The 19,806-nt window shown below is 56.4% G+C and carries 23 protein-coding genes; 13 read left to right on the top strand and 10 right to left on the bottom strand.

The window, feature by feature from the left end; all coding sequences use genetic code 11:
* The first annotated feature begins 9 nt into the window (after nucleotides 1-9).
* From IF189_RS16305 to IF189_RS16270, 8 genes are all read left to right on the top strand, one after another.
* On the top strand, nucleotides 10-210 hold the full coding sequence (locus tag IF189_RS16305) for a hypothetical protein (protein WP_134826420.1): 201 nt from the start codon (nucleotides 10-12) through the stop codon (nucleotides 208-210).
* A 414-nt stretch (nucleotides 211-624) separates the two neighbouring features.
* A complete protein-coding gene (locus IF189_RS16300; RefSeq protein WP_134826421.1) occupies nucleotides 625-1,020 on the top strand; it encodes a hypothetical protein in 396 nt (131 codons plus the stop codon).
* Nucleotides 1,021-1,254: 234 nt separating this feature from the next.
* The gene (locus IF189_RS16295; RefSeq protein WP_134826422.1) at nucleotides 1,255-2,109 is read left to right on the top strand and encodes a hypothetical protein; all 855 of its coding nucleotides are present in this window, start codon (nucleotides 1,255-1,257) and stop codon (nucleotides 2,107-2,109) included.
* A gap of 32 nt (nucleotides 2,110-2,141) precedes the next feature.
* Complete coding sequence (locus tag IF189_RS16290) at nucleotides 2,142-2,681, top strand: hypothetical protein (RefSeq protein WP_225739906.1); 540 nt, start codon at nucleotides 2,142-2,144, stop codon at nucleotides 2,679-2,681.
* Between the two features lie 43 nt (nucleotides 2,682-2,724).
* A complete protein-coding gene (locus IF189_RS16285) occupies nucleotides 2,725-2,967 on the top strand; it encodes a hypothetical protein (RefSeq protein WP_134826424.1) in 243 nt (80 codons plus the stop codon).
* A 154-nt stretch (nucleotides 2,968-3,121) separates the two neighbouring features.
* Entirely contained in the window at nucleotides 3,122-3,508 is a 387-nt protein-coding gene (locus tag IF189_RS16280) for a hypothetical protein (protein WP_192551904.1), read from the top strand.
* Between the two features lie 163 nt (nucleotides 3,509-3,671).
* A complete protein-coding gene (locus IF189_RS16275; protein WP_134826426.1) occupies nucleotides 3,672-3,926 on the top strand; it encodes a hypothetical protein in 255 nt (84 codons plus the stop codon).
* An 888-nt stretch (nucleotides 3,927-4,814) separates the two neighbouring features.
* Nucleotides 4,815-5,123: a hypothetical protein gene (locus IF189_RS16270; RefSeq protein WP_134826427.1), complete on the top strand. Its 309-nt coding sequence runs from the start codon at nucleotides 4,815-4,817 to the stop codon at nucleotides 5,121-5,123.
* 68 nt (nucleotides 5,124-5,191) lie between these two features.
* On the opposite strand, the gene IF189_RS16265 is transcribed toward IF189_RS16270, so the two are convergent.
* Both IF189_RS16265 and IF189_RS16260 read right to left on the bottom strand, forming a co-directional pair.
* The gene (locus tag IF189_RS16265) at nucleotides 5,192-6,235 is read right to left on the bottom strand and encodes an LLM class flavin-dependent oxidoreductase (RefSeq protein WP_085711360.1); all 1,044 of its coding nucleotides are present in this window, start codon (nucleotides 6,233-6,235) and stop codon (nucleotides 5,192-5,194) included.
* Between the two features lie 67 nt (nucleotides 6,236-6,302).
* Nucleotides 6,303-6,788, bottom strand: coding sequence for a flavin reductase family protein (locus IF189_RS16260; RefSeq protein WP_007950450.1), 486 nt, complete (start codon nucleotides 6,786-6,788; stop codon nucleotides 6,303-6,305).
* A 322-nt stretch (nucleotides 6,789-7,110) separates the two neighbouring features.
* Between IF189_RS16260 and IF189_RS16255 the strand changes: the two genes are divergently transcribed.
* Together IF189_RS16255 and IF189_RS16250 are read left to right on the top strand one after the other, a co-directional pair.
* Complete coding sequence (locus IF189_RS16255; protein ID WP_114883635.1) at nucleotides 7,111-8,517, top strand: purine-cytosine permease family protein; 1,407 nt, start codon at nucleotides 7,111-7,113, stop codon at nucleotides 8,515-8,517.
* Nucleotides 8,518-8,770: 253 nt separating this feature from the next.
* Entirely contained in the window at nucleotides 8,771-9,871 is a 1,101-nt protein-coding gene (locus IF189_RS16250; protein ID WP_134826430.1) for a polyamine ABC transporter substrate-binding protein, read from the top strand.
* A gap of 36 nt (nucleotides 9,872-9,907) precedes the next feature.
* Here IF189_RS16250 and IF189_RS16245 read toward each other — a convergent pair whose 3' ends face one another.
* Nucleotides 9,908-10,885, bottom strand: a complete 978-nt coding sequence (locus IF189_RS16245) for a TerC family protein (protein WP_192551903.1) — start codon at nucleotides 10,883-10,885, stop codon at nucleotides 9,908-9,910.
* 189 nt (nucleotides 10,886-11,074) lie between these two features.
* Here IF189_RS16245 and IF189_RS16240 point away from each other — a divergent pair, with 189 nt between their 5' ends.
* Nucleotides 11,075-12,028: a Dyp-type peroxidase gene (locus IF189_RS16240; protein WP_192551902.1), complete on the top strand. Its 954-nt coding sequence runs from the start codon at nucleotides 11,075-11,077 to the stop codon at nucleotides 12,026-12,028.
* A 37-nt stretch (nucleotides 12,029-12,065) separates the two neighbouring features.
* Here the strand turns inward: IF189_RS16240 and IF189_RS16235 are convergent, their stop codons facing one another.
* On the bottom strand, nucleotides 12,066-13,778 hold the full coding sequence (locus IF189_RS16235; protein ID WP_192551901.1) for an amidase: 1,713 nt from the start codon (nucleotides 13,776-13,778) through the stop codon (nucleotides 12,066-12,068).
* A gap of 139 nt (nucleotides 13,779-13,917) precedes the next feature.
* Complete coding sequence (locus IF189_RS16230) at nucleotides 13,918-14,706, bottom strand: AraC family transcriptional regulator (protein WP_085711354.1); 789 nt, start codon at nucleotides 14,704-14,706, stop codon at nucleotides 13,918-13,920.
* 84 nt (nucleotides 14,707-14,790) lie between these two features.
* Between IF189_RS16230 and IF189_RS16225 the strand changes: the two genes are divergently transcribed.
* Nucleotides 14,791-15,789, top strand: coding sequence for a bile acid:sodium symporter family protein (locus IF189_RS16225; RefSeq protein ID WP_114883627.1), 999 nt, complete (start codon nucleotides 14,791-14,793; stop codon nucleotides 15,787-15,789).
* 15 nt (nucleotides 15,790-15,804) lie between these two features.
* On the opposite strand, the gene IF189_RS16220 is transcribed toward IF189_RS16225, so the two are convergent.
* Complete coding sequence (locus IF189_RS16220; protein ID WP_134826433.1) at nucleotides 15,805-16,410, bottom strand: LuxR C-terminal-related transcriptional regulator; 606 nt, start codon at nucleotides 16,408-16,410, stop codon at nucleotides 15,805-15,807.
* Between the two features lie 113 nt (nucleotides 16,411-16,523).
* Between IF189_RS16220 and IF189_RS16215 the strand changes: the two genes are divergently transcribed.
* On the top strand, nucleotides 16,524-18,161 hold the full coding sequence (locus IF189_RS16215; protein WP_192551900.1) for a hybrid sensor histidine kinase/response regulator: 1,638 nt from the start codon (nucleotides 16,524-16,526) through the stop codon (nucleotides 18,159-18,161).
* Here IF189_RS16215 and yecR read toward each other — a convergent pair.
* The 4 genes from yecR to IF189_RS16195 form a co-directional block, all read right to left on the bottom strand.
* The gene (gene yecR / locus IF189_RS16210; RefSeq protein ID WP_007950440.1) at nucleotides 18,133-18,441 is read right to left on the bottom strand and encodes a YecR family lipoprotein; all 309 of its coding nucleotides are present in this window, start codon (nucleotides 18,439-18,441) and stop codon (nucleotides 18,133-18,135) included. The genes IF189_RS16215 and yecR overlap by 29 nt on opposite strands.
* A 44-nt stretch (nucleotides 18,442-18,485) precedes the next feature.
* A complete protein-coding gene (locus IF189_RS16205) occupies nucleotides 18,486-18,800 on the bottom strand; it encodes a hypothetical protein (protein WP_085711348.1) in 315 nt (104 codons plus the stop codon).
* A 218-nt stretch (nucleotides 18,801-19,018) separates the two neighbouring features.
* A complete protein-coding gene (locus IF189_RS16200) occupies nucleotides 19,019-19,453 on the bottom strand; it encodes a hypothetical protein (protein WP_167748743.1) in 435 nt (144 codons plus the stop codon).
* A 21-nt stretch (nucleotides 19,454-19,474) separates the two neighbouring features.
* On the bottom strand, nucleotides 19,475-19,648 hold the full coding sequence (locus tag IF189_RS16195; RefSeq protein WP_167748744.1) for a hypothetical protein: 174 nt from the start codon (nucleotides 19,646-19,648) through the stop codon (nucleotides 19,475-19,477).
* Between the last annotated feature and the right edge of the window lie 158 nt (nucleotides 19,649-19,806).

Below are 19,806 nucleotides of genomic sequence, written 5' to 3'. Positions count from 1 at the left end.
GTTGTCAGAGTGAATGACGAAGGCGTTCTGGCGTTTGAAATTCGCGCGGCAAAGGACCATCCTTATTTTGAAGCTTCAGGTACGGATATGTTCGCCAGCGCAATGCAGCGACTCGGCAATGAGGGTGTCCAGGTCAATAAAATCCGTGGGTTGTGCATTAAAAAAGAATTAAAAAAGGGGACAGATTTATTTTATTCATTAGGCCGGTAAGCTATCCGAAAAGTAGATTTAATAAATCTGTCCCCTTTTTTTCTATGTTGATGCCTTCCTAGAATCGGTTGAAATAACCGGAGCGAAAATCTCCAAAAAAATTACTGACGTTCGTTATCCTGGCCTTGTTGAGTATAGCTATCAGTTACCTAGAACCAATACTAAGGGCGAGTTGATAGGTGGTTATAAGCCTACATCAACAAAAACGATTTACGATCCAAAGGTCTTGCCTGATAGTGAAGTTGCTGATATGTCTAGTAGGGCAGCAGTTGAAGCCGAGTCGTTGTTTAAAGCCACTCCAGCGTTGAGGGAAGCTAGTATTAATGTTGATGGATATTACTTTCAGGTGACGCGCAATAGCAAGAATGGAGAAATAACGAATTCATTTATTACTATGCCGCCGAGGACGAAATTATGAATAATTTGGTTTGGCTTGATAGTCTCAAGGATTCGTTTTCTTCAACTGGTTTAGATTATGAAGATCTTTACCATTTGATAGAGGCTGCTATAGTTAGAGGGAAGACTAATTTTCCAGCGTTTATTCACGACGCTTCGCGGGGGTATGGATTTTCAGTGAGTGAAGGCTTTTTTTACTCCCTTGATCAGGACTGGGATGATCCAGAAGGTTTTGATGAGGTCAGTTTATTTTTGGGCGAAGTGGAGACTTCAAGCATCCCGGTGGGTGACTACGTTTTCCTTATGAAAATTGCAGCTGATGTGTACTCTGACTACTTTCCGGACGAAGGAGGCAGTGTTTTAAGATCTGCTGAAAGATTAGAGGAGCGTTATTCAAAAAGGTTTTCAGTCTAGTTGGATGTGTTTTTTAAGATTAGGAAAAGGGGGCGGATTTATTTGATTGTCACCAATCTTGGTGCAGGAGCTTTTGAGTGGGGTCAAAGAGTAATTGAGGCAAGGGGGGCAGGTTCTGAGGGATCCCCAAAAACTACTCCAAGGTCTGAAAAAGAAAGGGGACTGATTTATTTGATTTAATAAATCTGTCCCCTTTTTTCCGACCACCTTCCGAAAGGGGATCCGGCTAATGCGGTGAAATTGTTGGCTGCCGCGGGGATCATTGCTGTTGCGCCAGAAGTGCTCGCTTTTCTTGGAGAGCTGACCACGAGTACAGCAAGCGCCTGCGCAGCCAATCCAGTGTTGTGCGTTAACCAAGCCGGGATCTTTACTGCTGATTTGGGGTTGTCAGAAGCACTTCCCGTCGGGGTGGGGGCTGCAGCTGGAGGCTTAACGGCCAAAGAACTCAGCGATCTACGCTTTTTAATGGAGATCGAAGCGAAAACTGGCGCTAAGCTAACGGCTGAGGAGGTTTTGGCAGTCGTTAGGCCGGAAGCGACAGTTTCAAAAAGTACTGACGTCGTTGCTGGTTCGAACATTGGTCGTGCTGATCTTGGAGACTTGCTAGGACGCGGCGGTAATAAGGATGTTTATGGCTATGGAGACAATCAAGCTGTTGGCGTCTTGCGTAATGGAACGAATTCGCAGGCGATTTCCGATGAGATTAATATGCTCGGAAAGCTGCATGATTCGGGAATTCCTACAGTGAACCCTAAAGCCGTGAGTGTTGACGGAACCCCCGGCATGCTGATGGACCAGTTTGCTCAAGGGTCAAAAGATGTCGTGAGGCTGATGGACGGAAAAGTGCGCATTGTTGGGGATTCGCCACTCCTCAATCAACAAAGCATTTCAGATCTGAAAGGTATTCGAGATAAACTCGTAAATAACAATATCCAGATCAACGACCTGCAGTTCCTCATTAGCAACGAGGGGCGTGTCGTGGTTGCTGATCCGCTTGCCGTTAACTTTAATGCCACACCGTCAAAAAATAATCTTCGAATGATCGATTTGTTGATTCAGGCAGCACAGAAGAATGGTCCATTTAAATAGGTGCTAAGCATATGACCTCAATGATACCGTCTATGACAATTGAGCTTCTTCGGCGGCTCACTGGCAAGCCAGTCTCCAAGCTTGTTAGGTATAGCTGGTGGCCTGCCTCGGAAGTTTCTGCTCAGTGTGGTATCGAGGATGAATTAGCCTTCTCATTAACTGCCGGACCTTTAGCTGTCTATTTTGAGGATGGCGTAATTCTTGGCTTTTCGAGTGACCCGTCTCTGAATAGTGTCATCGTTTGGGATGAAGCAGCGAGGGTTGCGGGTCAAGGTCCGGCCTCTTTGGGTAGTGATGAAGAACTGTTCGCTATCTCTGAGTCTGGAGGGTTCTCAACTGTTTTTTGGGGGCAATTGATCGGTTGTTGTGTAAGCCATGTAGCGATACTTAAGCGTGTGCACATGAATGCGGTGGAGAGCCAACGCCCAAGCGAAGTTGGCTTGCGTTTTAGTTTTTCAGGTGGTAAGAGTTTTGTAATATCCCATGGGCTGCATGACAATTCTGATGATTTTTCAGTGCTAGAGGAAACTCAGTTGAAGGGGGTTGAGTTGGAGGAAATCTCGATAAACTAAAGCTTGAGTATGACTTCGATTCAACCAATAGGATATTTTTAATATGATGCAGACAAATACTGAGTGGCTTGAATCCCTTGATCCTGAGGAGCTAGGCGCAATCGTTGGTAAATTAAATGATAATGGTCGGGTCACAGATGAGTGTGGTGTTGGTATAAGTTCGACCGTCATAGAACACTGGAGCGATGAGGATACGGAATTTCTGAGAAAGCATGGATATACTGGAGGCAGCTTAACAAGCACGACAGAGAATTCTTCAGATGTGACTGTTTATATTCTTCAGTAGCCTTTGTTTCGAAAAAAAAGAAAAGAGGAAAAGAGAGGGGAATAAAAAAGGGGACAGATTTATTTAATTTAATAAATCTGTCCCCTTTTGTTTTCAGTCAACGTTTTCGATAATGGTGGTGTAATTCGTCCAGCCAAGAAAAAAGGAACCTGAGATGTTGCACGAAGAGCGCGTTACTTATGAAGTCCTTAAATCATGGGCGCTGGAGTGTTATTACGAGGGGTGCCGTGATCATGCGGTGACGAAGGGGTGGCCTCATGAGCAGATAATGGGATATGTCGATTATCAATTTGAAAATGTTTTTGAGCGCCCAGTAGAGAGTTTCATGTGGCGGGTCATCTTGTTGGTTTTATCTGGCGGATGGCATCAGGATTGGTATTTTCGAGCGCGCCAACTGCTTGAAGAGCAAGTAGAAAAAAATGGAATTGATAATATTTTAGAAAAAGGGGACGTAGAAAAAGGGGACGGATTTATTTTATTAAATAAAACCGTCCCATTTTTTGTCGTAAATTCTGATTGGGTTATTTATGTTCTTAAATGAGGAATTTAATGAGTTTCGAGCCAGATCGTTTTATTTGAATGGGATCCCGGTCTGCGAGGTTTTGGTACTTTTTTTCAAGCTTGAGAAGTCTCAGTGGTGTTCGCTAAATATTGGGGAGGGAGTCGCGATATTTACTAGCGACGAGCCTGAGCCCGAGGTTGAATTGAATTTAAGCTTGGGTGGTGACGTTGATTATCCTGTGATGCGGATGCCTGTGCTTAATGATTTTGTTGGGAAGAAAATACACAGAATATTTGAATATCGAATCGAAGGTTTGGATGAGGGATGTGTAGGTGTATATTTCGACTGTGGTGTTTGTGGATTTAGTGTTGTTGAAAATAATGGTTGTCTGTCATTTGTAAGTGGTATTTCTGATTTTGAAGGGAAAGTTTTTTTGGTTGAGAAGGATTTTATCTAGGCTGTAATAACAGTAAAGCCGGACGGATTTATATGATTCAATAAATTTGTCCAGTTTTTCACAAGAAAAAATTTATTTAACTTGGAGTCAAAGGGGGCTGGAATCAAAGGGGGCAGATTTATTTGATTTAATAAATCTGCCCCCTTTCGTTTTTTAAGAAAAGGAGGCGGGTTTACTTGATTTAGTGATGGGTTTATAGTTGGTGCGAATCCAGGATGGAGAATTAAGTGAAATTTATAAAATTGATGCCTGATTACGAATGTCATCCTTTATGGAATATTTCATCCCGATGAGTATGGCGATATCGATCCTCTGGATCTTCCAATTTCTGATGCGCTTAACTTGCGCTTGAAAGCTTGGGCTGCCAAGTACGATGAAACTCTAGATAGGGACTACCCACCAAATTCAGGTTTTAAGAGTGAGGCCTTGGAGTTTGAGTTTAGGGAGGAAGGTAAGCTTCTGGCTGAATCTTTGCAAAATGAACTTGGTGTGGAGTATGTGATTTCAGTTCAAATTTAAAAACAGGAGTTGTATGTATTGCTCTCGGATAATGTAAATTTATTAATGGAAATTCTTGAGGGAAAGCTGCCAAGCAGGATATTTAATAGGATTCTGGAGGCTGAACCTGGTATGGACAAGTATGAATTGGCTAATGTTTTCTTGACGAGGTTTGATCGCTTGGACAGTAAAGTTCTGCCTGCGATATGGCACTGGAAAAGTGTTAGATCAATTAGAGGTATGTCGGACGAGCAATTCGATGAGACCGTGCTTGCTCTGATGAGGTCCGCAGGTTATAGGGTTTGAAAGGAAAGATGAAAAAGGGCGGTTCTGTTCCTTCACAATAACGGGAACGAAAGCCCAGGCACGATCCTGCTAATGGAGCGGTTGATGTGTAACTCCGAAAACTCAATGGTTGCAGCGCTTTTCAAATATCGCCACGGTGTAGGTGTTGCCTTGTTGGTGGCGGCACTCATAAACGGTTATTTTCAGTTCAATGGCAGTTGGGGACGTTTTTTCACTGTGCTCGCGGTTCAACTGTGGTTTGCGCAGGGGGTCTACTGCTACTTTTGCGGTGCGAGCATTTCAATTGCCCCGGGTGGGTTGGGAAGAGATGCTGATCCCGAATGGCGTGCTGCGTTGGCAGTCTTCGCCTTTGTTTTATACGCTGTATTTTTCTTTCTGGATTATCAGTATTGATACTGGGATAAATCCATTCGAAAACGCCCCGAATTTATCGGGGCGTTTTCATTTGGCAGGCAGCAGACTTATCTAAACGCCGGCACCACATGCTTGATAAACAGCTCCAACGACTTCTTCTTCTCCGCATGCGGCAAGCTGTTGTCGCACCAGAAACTGAACTCATCCACCCCCAGTTCCTGGTAGTACTTGATCCGCGGAATGATCTCTTCCGGGGTACCGATCATCGCCGTCTTGTGCAGACTCTCCAGCTCAAACTCCGGCCGGCCGGCAAATTTCTCTTCCGGGCTCGGGGCGAGGAAGCCGTTCACCGGTACTTCCTTGTTGCCGAACCACGCATCGAATGTGCGGTAGAAACGTGAGATGGCTTTGGCGCCGACCTTCCAGCCTTCCGGGTCATCCACTGAATGCACGTGGGTATGACGCAGCACCATCAATTGCGGACGCGGCACTTCGGGATTGTTGTCCAGCGCGGTCTGGAATTTGTTTTTCAGGTCGAGGACTTCTTCGTCGCCCTTCATCAGCGGCGTGACCATCACGTTGCAGCCGTTGGCTACGGCGAAGTTGTGAGAGTCCGGGTCGCGGGCGGCGATCCACATTGGCGGGTTGGGCTGCTGGATCGGTTTTGGCACGCTGGTGGAAGTAGGGAATTTCCAGATCTCGCCATTGTGGGCGTAGTCGCCCTGCCAAAGGGCGCGCACCACCGGGACCATTTCCCGCAGCGCCTGGCCGCCGCTGGAAGCAGGCATGCCGCCGGCCATGCGATCGAATTCCACCTGATAGGCGCCACGGGCCAGGCCGACTTCCATCCGGCCGTTGCTGATCACGTCGAGCAGGGCGCATTCACCGGCGACCCGCAGCGGGTGCCAGAACGGCGCGATGATGGTGCCGGCGCCGAGGTGAATGGTGGTGGTTTTGGCGGCGAGGTAGGCCAGCAGCGGCATCGGGCTCGGCGAGATGGTGTATTCCATGGCGTGGTGTTCGCCGATCCACACGGTGCTGAAACCGCCGGCCTCGGCCATCAACGTCAGTTCGGTCAGGTCTTCGAACAGTTGACGGTGGCTGACGCTTTCGTCCCAGCGTTCCATGTGTACGAACAGGGAAAATTTCATGACGCTACCTCGAATCTCTTGTGGTCGGCCGGTCGCTTGCAGGCCTGTTTAAATGCAATCGTGCGGATCAGGCGAAGGCGGGCAGGGCGCCCATCTTGCCGTGGCAATACACCAGGGGGCCGGCGTCCTGTTGGGGCACGATGAGGTTCTTCACCGCGCCGACCATGATTGCGTGGTCGCCGCCTTCGTATTCACGCCACAGCTCACATTCGATGATAGCTGTCGCGTTGGCCAGGATCGGGTTGCCCAGTTCGCTCAGTGTCCACTCGATGCCCTGGGCCTTGTCCTTGCCTTTGCGGGCGAACGCATAGGCTTCGCTCTGCTGGCCGCCGGACAACACGTGAATGGCAAAACGTTTGTTCTTGATCAGGACGGGATAGGAGTCGGAGCTGTAGTTGGGGCAGAACAGCACCAGGGCCGGGTCCATCGACAGCGAACTGAATGCGCTGGCGGTCAGACCGACGATCTGGCCGTCGTCATCAAGCGTGGTGATGACGGTGACGCCGGACGGGAACGAGCCCATGACTTGTTTGTAGACGGCAGCATCGATCATTGGTCAATCCTCGAGTGCGGTGAAGCGTGTTTTTATTCGTTTGTGGGTCTGATGGTATACCGTAATACATCGATTGCAAGCGCTTTTTTGGTGAAACGATAAACGTGGTGCATTCGTCGGAAACTCAACATTTACGGGCCTTTCGTCTAGCCGTAAAGCCTGGCTATCGGGGAGGATGCCGGATCAGTTGCTGCCGCAAACAGCGGATCAGTCTTGTGAAAATGTTGGAATACCATAATATGGTGTTCATCTGAGGGGCGGCCAAGAACGTCCCCGGTTTGGCTTCATACAACGATAAGAACAGACCCAATCGAGTTCATATATGTCCCAGATGTCCCGGCAAGATCCGTTGATCGAGAATCACACGGTCGACTACGTCCCACTCGCGGAACGCCACGGGAAGGCCCGCGACCTTTTCACTCTTTGGTTCAGCACCAACATTGCGCCACTGCCCATCGTTACCGGCGCGATGGTGGTTCAGGTGTTTCATCTCGATCTGTTCTGGGGGCTGCTGGCGATTGCGCTGGGGCACATGATCGGCGGGGTGGTGATCGCCCTGGCGTCGGCACAAGGCCCGCGCATGGGCATTCCGCAGATGGTGCAGAGTCGTGGCCAGTTCGGGCGCTACGGTGCGCTGCTGATCGTGTTCTTCGCAGCAATCATCTATATCGGTTTCTTCATTTCCAACATCGTGCTGGCGGGCAAATCCATTGTCGGCATTGCGCCGTCGGTGCCGGCGCCATTGAGCATCCTGATCGGTGCCCTCAGCGCCACGGCCATCGGCGTGATCGGCTACAACTTCATTCATACGCTCAATCGCATCGGCACATGGGTGATGGGCAGTGCGTTGCTGGCCGGGTTCATCTACATCTTTGCCCATGACTTGCCGGCGGACTTCTTTACCCGTGGCAGCTTCAATCTGTCCGGGTGGCTGGCGACGGTGTCGCTGGGCATCATCTGGCAGATTAGTTTCTCGCCGTACGTCTCGGACTATTCTCGCTACCTGCCGGCGGACATCGGGATCAGCAAGCCATTTATCGCGACTTATCTGGGCGCTACGTTGGGCACGATTTTGTCGTTCACCTTCGGCGCAGTAGCGGTGCTGGCGACGCCGGAAGGCACCGAGGCGATGGCGGCGGTCAAGCAGTCTACGGGTTGGCTGGGGCCGATTCTGATGGTGCTGTTTTTGCTCAACATCATCAGCCACAACGCGCTGAATCTGTATGGCGCGGTGCTGTCGATCATCACCTCGATCCAGACCTTCGCCAGCCAGTGGACGCCGAGCATCAAGGTGCGGGTGATTTTGTCGAGCGTCGTGCTGGCGGGGTGCTGTGTGGTGGCGCTGGGGGCGTCGGCTGATTTCATTTCCGAGTTCATCGGACTGATTCTGGCGCTGCTGCTGGTGCTGGTGCCGTGGGCGTCGATCAACCTGATCGACTTCTACCTGATCAAGCGCGGCAGTTACGACATCGCCTCGATCTTCCGCGCCGATGGCGGGATCTACGGGCGCTTCAATCTGCACGCGATCATTGCCTATTTCATCGGCATCATCGTGCAGCTGCCATTCGCCAACACATCGTTGTACGTCGGCCCCTACGCCAATCTGGTGGACGGTGCGGACCTGTCATGGCTGGTCGGCCTGATCGTGACCTGCCCGTTGTATTACTGCCTGGCGACGCGCGGGCAGACGCAGCAGAGCAGGGCGGCAAAGTTGGGTTTTACTGACTGACCGTTCGCCGTCTGTTCAAACAATGCCCGGCCACGCGCCGGGCATTGTCGTTTCAGTATTCTGGCGGTCACTCAAATTGGCCATATCGATCCCCTTTTGGCCAATCGGCTACTGTGCGTCTTGTGCGCTTGTCGGCAAGAATCGAAGCCACAACAAGACGCTGCACCTTCCTTGCCCTTGGCTGACCTGACAGCCGCTGCCGTGTACAGAACATAAAAACCATCGACTCACGCTGCATTCGGGGAAACACAATATGGTCACGATGAAACGCATTCTGGGCGCTACTGTTTTCAGCCTGACGCTGCTGGCCGGCGCCGTTCAGGCCGAACAGCGCGAACTGCGGGTATACAACTGGGCGGATTACATCCTGCCGTCGGTGCCCAAGGATTTCGCCGCCAAAAGCAACATCAAAGTGACCTGGGACACCTTCGACACCAACGAATCCCTCGAAGCCAAGCTGCTGACCGGCAACTCCGGCTACGACCTGGTGGTGCCGTCGAACCAGTTCCTCGATACCCAGATCAAGGCCGGCGTGTTCCAGAAACTCGACAAGTCCAAACTGCCGAACTGGAGTCACCAGGACCCGGCGTTGCTCAAGCTGCTCGATTCCAACGACCCCGGCAATCAATACGGTGTGCCCTACATGGTCGGCACGGTGCTGATCGGTTTCAACCCGGCCAAGGTCAAGGCTGCGCTGGGCGAGAATGCGCCAGTGGACAGCTGGGATCTGGTGTTCAAACCGGAGAACATGGAAAAACTCAAATCCTGCGGTGTTGCGATGCTCGATTCGCCGTCGGAAATCCTGCCGCTGGCCCTGCATTATCTGGGGCTCGACCCGAACAGCCAGAACCCGGCGGACTATGAGAAAGCCAAGGACCTGATGCTCAAGGTTCGCCCTTACGTCACTTATTTCAACTCGGCCAAGTACATGACCGACATCGCCAACGGCGATATCTGCGTGGCCATCGGTTACTCAGGCAGCTTCTACCAGTTCGGCAACCGTGCCAAAGAGGCGAAGAACGGTGTGGTGGTCGACTGGCGCTTGCCGAAGGAAGGCGCGCCGATCTGGTTCGACACCTTCGCCATTCCGAAGAGCGCGAAAAACGTTGAAGAGGCCCACGAGTTCCTCAACAACCTGCTCGATCCGAAGGTCATCGCCTCGATCAGCGACTTCCTCGGCTACCCGAATGCCAACAAGGATTCGCTGCCGCTGATCAACAAGGAAATCACCGGCAACCCGAACCTGACGCCGACCAGCGAGGCGTTGAAGACGCTGTACGTGGTGCAGCCATTGCCGCAGAAACTCGAGCGGGTGCGGACGCGGGTGTGGACCAGCATCAAGTCCGATAAATAGGTTCAAAGCCGTGGGAGCCGTTTGCTCCCACGGCTGTCATTTCGCCTGACTTTCTTCGGGCGACTTGTCCTTCGTCAGCACCAGACTGAGCAACACCGACGCCAGAATCAGCCCGCCAACAATCGCCAACGACCACTCCACCGGCATGTGAAACCACGGCATTGCCGTCATCTTCCCGCCGATGAACACCAGCACCAGCGCCAGTCCGTACTTGAGCAGATGAAAGCGGTCGGCCATGTCCGCCAGCAGAAAGTACAGCGCCCGCAGGCCCATGATCGCGAAGATGTTCGAGGTGAAAATGATGAACGGATCGGTCGTCACCGCGAAAATCGCCGGGATGCTGTCGACCGCGAACATCAGGTCACTGGCCTCGATCAGCACCAGCACCAGAAACATCGGCGTGGCCCAGCGCACGCCGTTCTGCAGCACGAAAAAGCGCTCGCCATGAAAGCCATTTGTGATCCGCAGATGCCCGCGCACCCAGCGCAGAAGCGGATTGTTATCGAGGTCCGGTTGCTGTTCGGCGAACACCAGCATTTTGATCCCGGTGATGATCAGGAACACGCCGAACACATACAGCAGCCAGGTGAACTGCGACACCAGCCACACGCCGGCAAAGATCATCGCCGCGCGCATCACGATCGCCCCGAGTACGCCGTACAGTAACACCCTGCGCTGCAACTCCGGCGGCACGGCGAAGTAGCCGAAGATCATCACGAATACGAACATGTTGTCGATCGACAGCGATTGCTCGATCAGATAACCGGTGAGGAATTCCAGGGTCTTGACCTTGGCGATCTCGGGGCCGAATTCACCGTTCAGATACCACCAGAGCAGCCCGGCGAAGGCCAGCGCGAGCATGCACCACGCTATCACCCAGGATGAGGCCTCGCGCACCGAGACCCGATGCGCCTTGCGCCCGCCGAAGACAAACAGGTCAACGGCCAGCATGGCGAGGACAAAAACGATGAAGGCGGCCCACATCCAGGGTTCGCCGATGTTGATAGGGTGCATGTCGTTCTCCCTGTCTTTATGTTTTTCGGGGTAGACGGGGCCATGCTAGTGGGAGAATTCCGACGAAGAAAAATCGTTTATTTCGTGGGTATTGTTCGTGAATACCGAAGTGTCGATCGCCATGTGCAGCGCACGGGTAATACTTCATTCAACACTTCTTTGCTAACCTCGCTGTCGAGCCAGCCCACCATGCCAGGAGCGACGATCATCGACACGCCAGATCCTCAAGCCGTCTGCAGCCCGATCACCAGCGCTGCGATTTTCATCGTGGCGACCCTCAATGCCGAAGCCGAGGCGGCCGAAAAGGTCCGCGGCTGGTGCGCCGATATCGCAGGTTTGACACGCTCGGTCGGCAAGCGCGTGCCCTCGGGCAACCTGTCCTGCGTCTGCGGGTTTTCCTCCAGCGCCTGGGATCGTCTGTTTGGCAGTCCACGACCGGCGTCCCTGCATGAGTTTCGCGAATTCGGTATAGAAGGGCGGCGCGCCGTTTCCACGCCTGGCGATTTGCTTTTGCACATCCGTGCCGATCAGATGGACCTGTGTTTCGAGTTGGCCACGCAATTGATGTCGGCGCTGGACGGCGCCGTTACTGTGACTGATGAAGTACAGGGTTTTCGCTATTTCGACATGCGCAGCATCATCGGTTTCGTCGACGGCACGGAGAATCCGGTCGGTCGCAAAGCCGAGCATTTCACCCTCGTAGGCGATGAAGATCAGACGTTCAGCGGCGGCAGTTATGTGCTGGTGCAGAAGTATCTGCACAACATGAAGGCGTGGAACGAATTGCCGGTCGAAGCGCAGGAGCGGGTGATCGGGCGCACCAAGCTGTCCGATATCGAGCTGGATGACTCGGTCAAGCCGAGCAACTCCCACAGCGCGTTGACCACCATCACCAAGGACGGCGAGGAAGTGAAGATCCTGCGCGACAACATGCCGTTCGGTCGGCCCGGCGCAGGTGAATTCGGCACTTACTTCATCGGTTACGCGCGTTCGCCCGAGCCGCTGGAGCAGATGCTGGAAAACATGTTTGTCGGCAAACCGCCCGGCAATTACGACCGGTTGCTGGACTTCAGCACGGCGGTGACTGGCAGTCTGTTCTTCGTGCCTTCGGCGGATTTGCTGGAAGAGCTGGCAGAGCGATAAAAAAACGGCGGGATCAATTGACCCCGCCGTTTTGCATTTACTTGCCTGCCACCAGTGCTGGCGTGCGTGGCGGCACCAGTCGTTTCGACCCGGTCGCTTCGAACGCTGCTGCCAGACGCAGCAACGTCGAATCGTCATAGGCGCGACCGGCAAACGTCAGCCCGACCGGCATGCCGATGTCGGCCATCACGCCCATTGGCACGGTGACGGTCGGCACGCCGAGGTGGCGGATTGCGAGGTTGCCGTTGGCGACCCAGATGCCGTTGCTCCAGGCGATGTCCGCCGAGGCCGGGTTGACGTCGGCGTCAGCCGGGCCCACGTCGGCGTTGGTCGGGAACAGCACGGCGTCGAGGCCGAGGCGATCCATCCAGTCTTCGAGGTCGAGCTTGCGGGTCTTCTCCAGACCGCGCAGACCGTCCGGCAGGGTCGGGATCTGATTCCACGGCGTGATGCCGCGTTCGGCCATGCGCACGTATTCGTCCATCCCGGCGGCGAGGTCGCCCTCACGGTTGGGCAGGGTGCCCGGGTCGTGCGGGAAGATTTTCGGGCCGTCGACGTCCGCCAGACGGTTGAGTTTTGGATCACCGTTGGCGCGCAGGAAGTCATCGAAGGCCCAGGCCGACAGGTCCCACAATTCGTGGTGCATGAACTCTTTGGAGACGATGCCGCGATTGAACACGGTCGGTGCGCCCGGACGATCGCCTTCGCAATTGGAGACCAGCGGGAAGTCCACTTCGATGACTTCGGCACCGGCGGCTTCGAGGGCCTGACGAGCCTGTTTCCACAGGTCGATCACCGAGGCGCGGGTGTTGATGCGCTGCCCGGTCGGACCGCCAATGCCCGGCGCTTCGCTGGTGCCGGCCTCAGGGTCGGCGTTGATGTACATGCGCGGCACGCCGAGGCGTTTGCCAGCCAGGGCATCACTTTTCACCGCCAGATCAAGGTAGGAAGCAGGGCGCACCGAGGCGACGCTCGGGATCGGCACCCAGGGTTGCAGGCGCCACAGGTCGCCACGGGTGTCGGTGTCTTCGGCGACGACTACGTCGAGGACTTCCAGCAGGTCAGCCATGGTGCGCGCGTAGGGCACCACCACATCCATGGTCGGCGTCAGCGGCCAGTTGCCGCGCACCGAAATCACCCCGCGCGACGGCGTGTAGGCGCACAGGCCGTTGTTCGACGCCGGGCCACGACCGCTCGACCAGGTCTCTTCCGCCAGACCGAATGCCGAGAAGCTTGCAGCGGTGGCGGTACCGGCACCGTTCGACGAGCCGGAAGCAAACGGCGCAGTCAGATAAGCGGCGTTGTACGGGCTTTCAGCGCGGCCGTAGACGCCGCGCTGCATCCCGCCATTGGCCATCGGCGGCATGTTGGTCTTGCCCAGGCAGATCGCACCGCCGGCGCGCAGGCGCTCGATGGTGAACGCATCACGCTGGGCCACCAGATCGGCGAACGCCGGGCTGCCGGACGCAGCGGTCAGGCCTTTGACCAGATAGCTGTCCTTGGCGGTGTAGGGGATGCCGTCCAGCGGACCGAGGGTTTCGCCCTTGGCGCGGCGGGCATCGGACGCCTCGGCTTCCTTCAAGGCCTCGGGGTTGCGCACGATCACCGCGTTCAGGGCAGTGTCGGTTTGCGGGCCGTCATAGGCATCGATACGCGCCAGATAGGCCTGGACCAGTTCAACCGCGGTGGTCTGGCCGGATTCGAGCGCCGAGCGCAGTTGAGCAATGGAGACTTCAGTGACTTCGATCATGCTGTTACCGCCGACAGGTTCGCTAAAGGGGGGGGTGATCATTGTTATCGTCGAAACGTGTCAATCATTCTTGATGGACGAAACTCTACCCTGAAGTTTGTCGATTGGCATGTCCTAATTCGATAAATATCGACAAAAATCAGCGAAAAAATTCTCCGGGCGTCTCGCCAAACTGTTGGCGAAAGGCTGCGATGAACGCCGATGTCGAATCATAACCGCAGGCCAGAGCCACTTCGGTGACCCGTTCGCCACGCTCCAGCGGCGTCAGCGCTCCCAGCAAACGCAAGCGCTGGCGCCATGCGCGGAAGGTCAGGCCGGTGTCGCGCAGGAACAGCCGGCTGAGGGTTTTCTCGGTCACGCCGAACTTTTCGCTCCAGTGACTGAGTGTGGTCTGCTGTTCCGGATGTTGCTCGAGACTTTGATAAATCTGCCGCAAACGGATGTCCTGGGGCAGTGGCAGCATCAGGTCGATTTGCGGGGCTTCGGCCAATTGATCGAGGATCACCTGTGCCAGACGTCCATGAGGGCCGCTCTGGTCATACTCGACAGGAATCTGACTGAAGGCCCGGATCAACTCCCGCAAAAGATCGCTGACGCCGAGCACATGACAACGCTCCAGCGCCCAACCCGCGACGCTGCAATCGATGTACAGGCTGCGCATTTCCGTGTGCGGCGAACTGAATACCCGATGCGGCACCCCCGCCGGAATCCACACGGCCCGCTCGGGCGGGGCGACGAAACGACCGGCGGCGGTCTGAACTTCAAGTACGCCCTGGATCGCGTAAGACAATTGCACCCACGGATGACTGTGGCGGCGGGTCAGGGCGCGATTGGGCAGCGATTCTGTGCGTCCGTACAACGGACGCGGCAGGCTGGGCAGCCCGGGAATGCTGCGTCTGACGCTCTTGTCGTGTCCTTTTGGCGGCATCTTGCGGCTCTTCGGCGTTAGTCGGTAATTTCCAGTCACGTTAGAGTCGCTTCCACGTACTGGCAACCCCCGGATGAACAAACCATGACGCGCCCAAGATTCCTGCCCGATAACTTCACCCTGACTCTCGTCGCCGTGGTGCTGCTGGCCAGCTTCCTGCCCGCCAGCGGCCAGGTCGCGGTCGGCTTCGGCTGGCTGACCAACATTGCAATTGCGCTGCTGTTTTTCCTGCACGGCGCCAAGCTGTCCCGCGAATCGATCATTGCCGGCGCCGGTCACTGGCGCCTGCATCTGTTGGTGTTCGGCCTGACCTTTGTCCTGTTCCCGCTGCTGGGGCTGGCGCTCAAACCGCTGTTGTCGCCGATGATTGGTGACAACCTGTACATGGGCATGCTTTACCTCTGCGCATTGCCGGCCACGGTGCAGTCGGCGATTGCCTTCACGTCGCTGGCCCGGGGCAACATTCCGGCGGCAATCTGCAGTGCGGCGGCGTCGAGTCTGTTCGGGATCTTTCTCACGCCGTTGCTGGTGACGTTGTTGCTGAACGTGCATGGCGACGGCGGTTCGACCGTCGACGCGATCCTGAAAATCAGTGTGCAACTGCTGCTGCCGTTCATCGCCGGGCAGATCGCCCGCCGCTGGATCGGCGCCTGGGTCGGCCGCAACAAGAACTGGCTGAAATTCGTCGATCAGGGTTCGATTCTGCTGGTGGTCTACGGCGCGTTCAGTGAAGCCGTCAACGAAGGCATCTGGCACCAGATTCCGGTGATCGACCTGCTGGGGTTGGTGGTGGCTTGCTGCATTCTGCTGGGGCTGGTGCTGCTGGCATCGACGCTGCTGGGCAAGTTGTTCGGCTTCAATCTGGAAGACCGCATCACCATCCTGTTCTGCGGCTCGAAAAAGAGCCTGGCCACCGGTGTGCCGATGGCGCAGGTGTTGTTTGCCGGCAGCACCATCGGTGTGCTGATTCTGCCGCTGATGCTGTTCCACCAGATCCAGTTAATGGTCTGCGCGGTGCTGGCGCAGCGTTATGCGAAACGACAGGAGTCGGTGCAGGAACTGATGGCGCAGGTTGATCCGTAATCACGGCTGCGGACGCTAACCCGCACCGGAATACTTGACTGCCGCCGCTGCCCGCGACGGCACGTTGAGCACCCGCAACAACGACGACACATGAATCCGCACCGTGAACGGGGAAATATCCAGTTCACGGGCGATTTCCTTGTTGGTCTTGCCTTGGGCAATCAGCCGCAGGACATCCTGCTGACGCGGAGTGAGGGCGGCGCCGGTTTCCAGTGGCAGCAGACCCGACGGGGCGAACTTCACCAGCACTTCGCCTTCGCGGATCGCCAGGATGGCCTCGCCGATCTCGTCGGGGGCGATGTTCTTGCCGATGAAACCATCGATGCCGGCGGTCATGACTTCGCCGATCAACGCCTCGTCATCGACCATCGACACGACGATCAGTGTGGTGCGCGGCAGGCGCCGACGCAGTTCGCCGAGCTGACTGACGCAAGTCAGGCCGGGGAAGCGCAGATCGAGGATCAAGGTGTCGGGTTCATCACCCGATGGCAGCAGGGCGAGCACCGCCTCCAGATCGCCGGCTTCTTCGATCTGCGTCTCAGGCAACAGACGACTTACCGTGCGCACCATCGCTTCGCGAAACAGCGGATGATCGTCGGCTATGATGATTCGGCATGTCATGGCGCAACCCTCCCTGGGTCGACATTTCTCACGGCGTGCACCTTAGCACCGGGCGAAGGCGTTGCCTGTCGGTTCGTGCTGATTCTGACGATTGCCGCACAAGGACGTTCCCCATGAAGTTCGAAAAGAACACCGAGCTCGACCAGGCCAATCTGCGCATCATCATCGCCAGTATCGCGCTGGTTTACATGGGCGTGCTCGGTTTCCTGCCGGGCCAGCGCTTCGATACCTATCTGCCGGTGGTCACTTACATTGCCCTGTTTCTGCTGGCCTCCGTCGGGTTGCGTCAGGCCATCGTGCGTTGGCCGGGGCATTACCCGGCGCGGCGGATATTCGGCATGGTCCACGATTACACCGGCACCTGCTTCGGGCTGGTGGTCGGTGGCGAGGCTGCGCTGCCCATCTATGCCGTCATGGTCTGGGTCAACCTCGGTAACGGCATGCGCTATGGCTCGCGCTATCTGGCGATCGCCACGGTATTGGCATTGCTTGCGCTGCTGGCGGTCTATCGGTTGACGCCGTACTGGCAGGCGCAACCGTTCATGGTGTTGATGCTGATGATCACCAGCACGGTGATTCCGGTGTATGCGCACCTGTTGCTGGAGCGCACGCGCAAGGCATCTGAAGAAGCCGTCGCGGCGAATCTGGAGAAATCGCGATTCCTGGCCCAGGCCAGTCATGACCTGCGCCAGCCGATCCACTCCATCGGTCTGTTTACCGCGTGCCTGCGCGAATCGCGGCTGGGCGAGGATGAGCGGCGGCTGGTGGACAACATCGACCGTTCGCTGCTCAACGTGTCGCAGCTTTTCCGCTCGATCCTCGATCTGTACACCCTCGATAACGGCCGGGTTCAACCCAGGATGCAAACGCTGGAGCTGGGGCAGTGGCTGACGGAGCTGATTCGCCAGAATGCCGAAGCAGCGCGTTGGGCCGGAGTGGATCTGCGTCTGCACCGTTGCGAGCATTGGGTGTACACGGATCCGGCCTTGCTGGCGACCATGGTGCAGAACGTGTTGTCCAACTGTTTCAAATATGGCGCGCAGCGGCCGGTGCTGGTGGGTGTGCGCAGAAAGGGCGCGGGTTTGGGCATCGTGGTGTATGACCGTGGCAGCGGCATTGCCGAGGAACATCTGCCCAGGGTTTTCGAGGAGTTTTATCGGGTCCGTCAATTGCGTGACAAGGACGTTGAAGGCGTGGGGCTGGGCCTGTCGATCGTCAAGCGGCTGGGGCAGATGATCGGTGTCGATGTGCTGATTCGCTCGCGGCTGGGGCACGGCACGGCTGTAACGCTGCGGGGCTTGTCACGGGCGGCACCGCAGTTGCCGGTCAGTCGCGACGAGGTTCGTCAGGTCGGATTGCTGACGGGGTTGAAGGTGTGTCTGGTGGAGGATGATCGCAACGTTCTGCTGGCGACCTCGGCGTTGCTCGAGCGCTGGGGCTGCGTCGTGCAGGCCGAACTGACGGGGCAGGGGCTGGTCACCGACTGCGACATCATCGTCGCCGACTATGACCTCGGCTCGCACAGTACCGGTATCGAGTGCATCGATGAAGTTCGTCGACAGCGGGGTTTTGCGGTGCCGGCCATGATCATCACCGGGCACGACATCGAGAAAATCCAGGCGGCCCTGCATGACCGCCAGATTGCCATTCTGGCCAAACCGGTGCGCCCGGCCGAGCTGCGCGCGACCTTGCGTGCGCTGCGCGACCGGCAGACCGAAGCGGTCAGCGCTTACACAGATAGTCCTGCGTAATGGTGGTTTGCAGGCAGTTGTACTGGCCCATGGTGCGGCAGATGTTTTTCTCCGAGCCGGACACCTCGGCGCTCTTGTAGCCCCAGACCTTGCAGCGTCCTTCTGCCGTGGCCAATCCTTGGGCGGCAGAGGTTTGCCCGCTTTCGAACTGGCCCAGTTCATAGGAAACCTGGACGACGCCATCGGTCTTGCTGCCGCCGGTGGCTTCCCATTGTTTCGGTGTGGCGCAGCCGGTGAGCACGACGGCGGCGAGGCTGAGGGTGGCGATGAGTGTTTTCATGATCGAACGGAATCCTTTACCGGATGAGAAGGCGGTGTAACGGTTTACTGAACCGGAATCGGCGATGCGCCTTTGGGCAGGCAGGACAGCGGAGGCGTCATGATGCCCATGCTGGCGACCGCGATGATTGCGCCGCTGGGCAGTTCGCAGTTGTATTCGCCGGCGGCGGTGTAGGCGGTGTAGTAGGTCAGGGTGCTGTCGTTGCGGATGTTGCCGATTTTGGAGACGGGCTTGCCGATGACGGTCTGGGCCCGTTCGCGCATGCTGTCTTCGGTGGGCTTGGCGGTCTGGCAACCGGTGGCGCCGATAAGCAGGGCACCGAGCACCGTGATTCTGGCGACGTTGAGGTACAGGTTCATGGTGTTGCTTCCTTGGTGTTGTTGTTTTTCCAGGCACAACGATCCCGCGCACTGCGCAGCGGCAATGTTGGGGAGTGTCGGGGGTTGCGAGGGAATATAACGCCAGGGAACGGGGTGGTCGATTAGCACAAATGTGCTAGTGCGGCGCAACCGGCAGGCCGCCGGTTGCGCCGAACAGCATTACTGAGGACTGTTGAACTGGTCTGAATAACTGCCGGTCATGAGGGCAGACGCGACCTGATCGGAGCCCACACCTCGGCGAGAGTAGGCGAGCCGTCTGGCGTCCACCTTGTCTGCGCCATCGGAAGCGACTGCGCCAGCGCCCACGTGATCGGCGCCATCGGAGGCGACTGCCCCGGCACCCACATGATCGGCACCATCGGATGCGACTGCGCCGGCGCCCACGTGATCGGCGCCATCGGAAGCGACTGCGCCCGCGCCCACGTGATCGGCACCATCGGAAGCGACTGCGCCAGCGCCCACATGATCTGCGCCATCGGAAGCGACTGCGCCCGCGCCCACATGATCGGCCCCATCTGAAGCGACTGCTCCAGCGCCCACGCGATCAGCACCATCGGATGCGACTGCCCCAGCGCCCACGTGATCGGCGCCATCAGAGGCAACCGCTCCAGCACCCACGTGATCTGCGCCATCGGAAGCGACTGCGCCAGCACCTACATGATCGGCCCCATCTGAAGCGACTGCTCCAGCGCCCACGTGATCAGCACCATCGGAAGCGACTGCCCCGGCGCCCACATGGTCGGCACCATCGGAAGCAACTGCCCCGGCGCCCACATGATCAGCACCATCGGAAGCAACTGCTCCGGCACCCACATGATCGGAACCATCAGATGCGACGGCCTTGGCGCCCACGTGATCCGAACCATCCGAGGCAACCGAACCCGCACCCACATGATCCGCCCCGTCAGACGCCACAGCCTGCGCCTGCGCCGCCCAGACTTCGGGCATCACCACCACCGTTGCCGCGACTGCCAGGACCATGCCT

The sequence above is a fragment of the Pseudomonas sp. IzPS59 genome, assembly GCF_014863505.1.
Lineage (GTDB): Bacteria > Pseudomonadota > Gammaproteobacteria > Pseudomonadales > Pseudomonadaceae > Aquipseudomonas > Aquipseudomonas kribbensis.
This window is presented reverse-complemented; position numbering and strand designations above follow the sequence as displayed.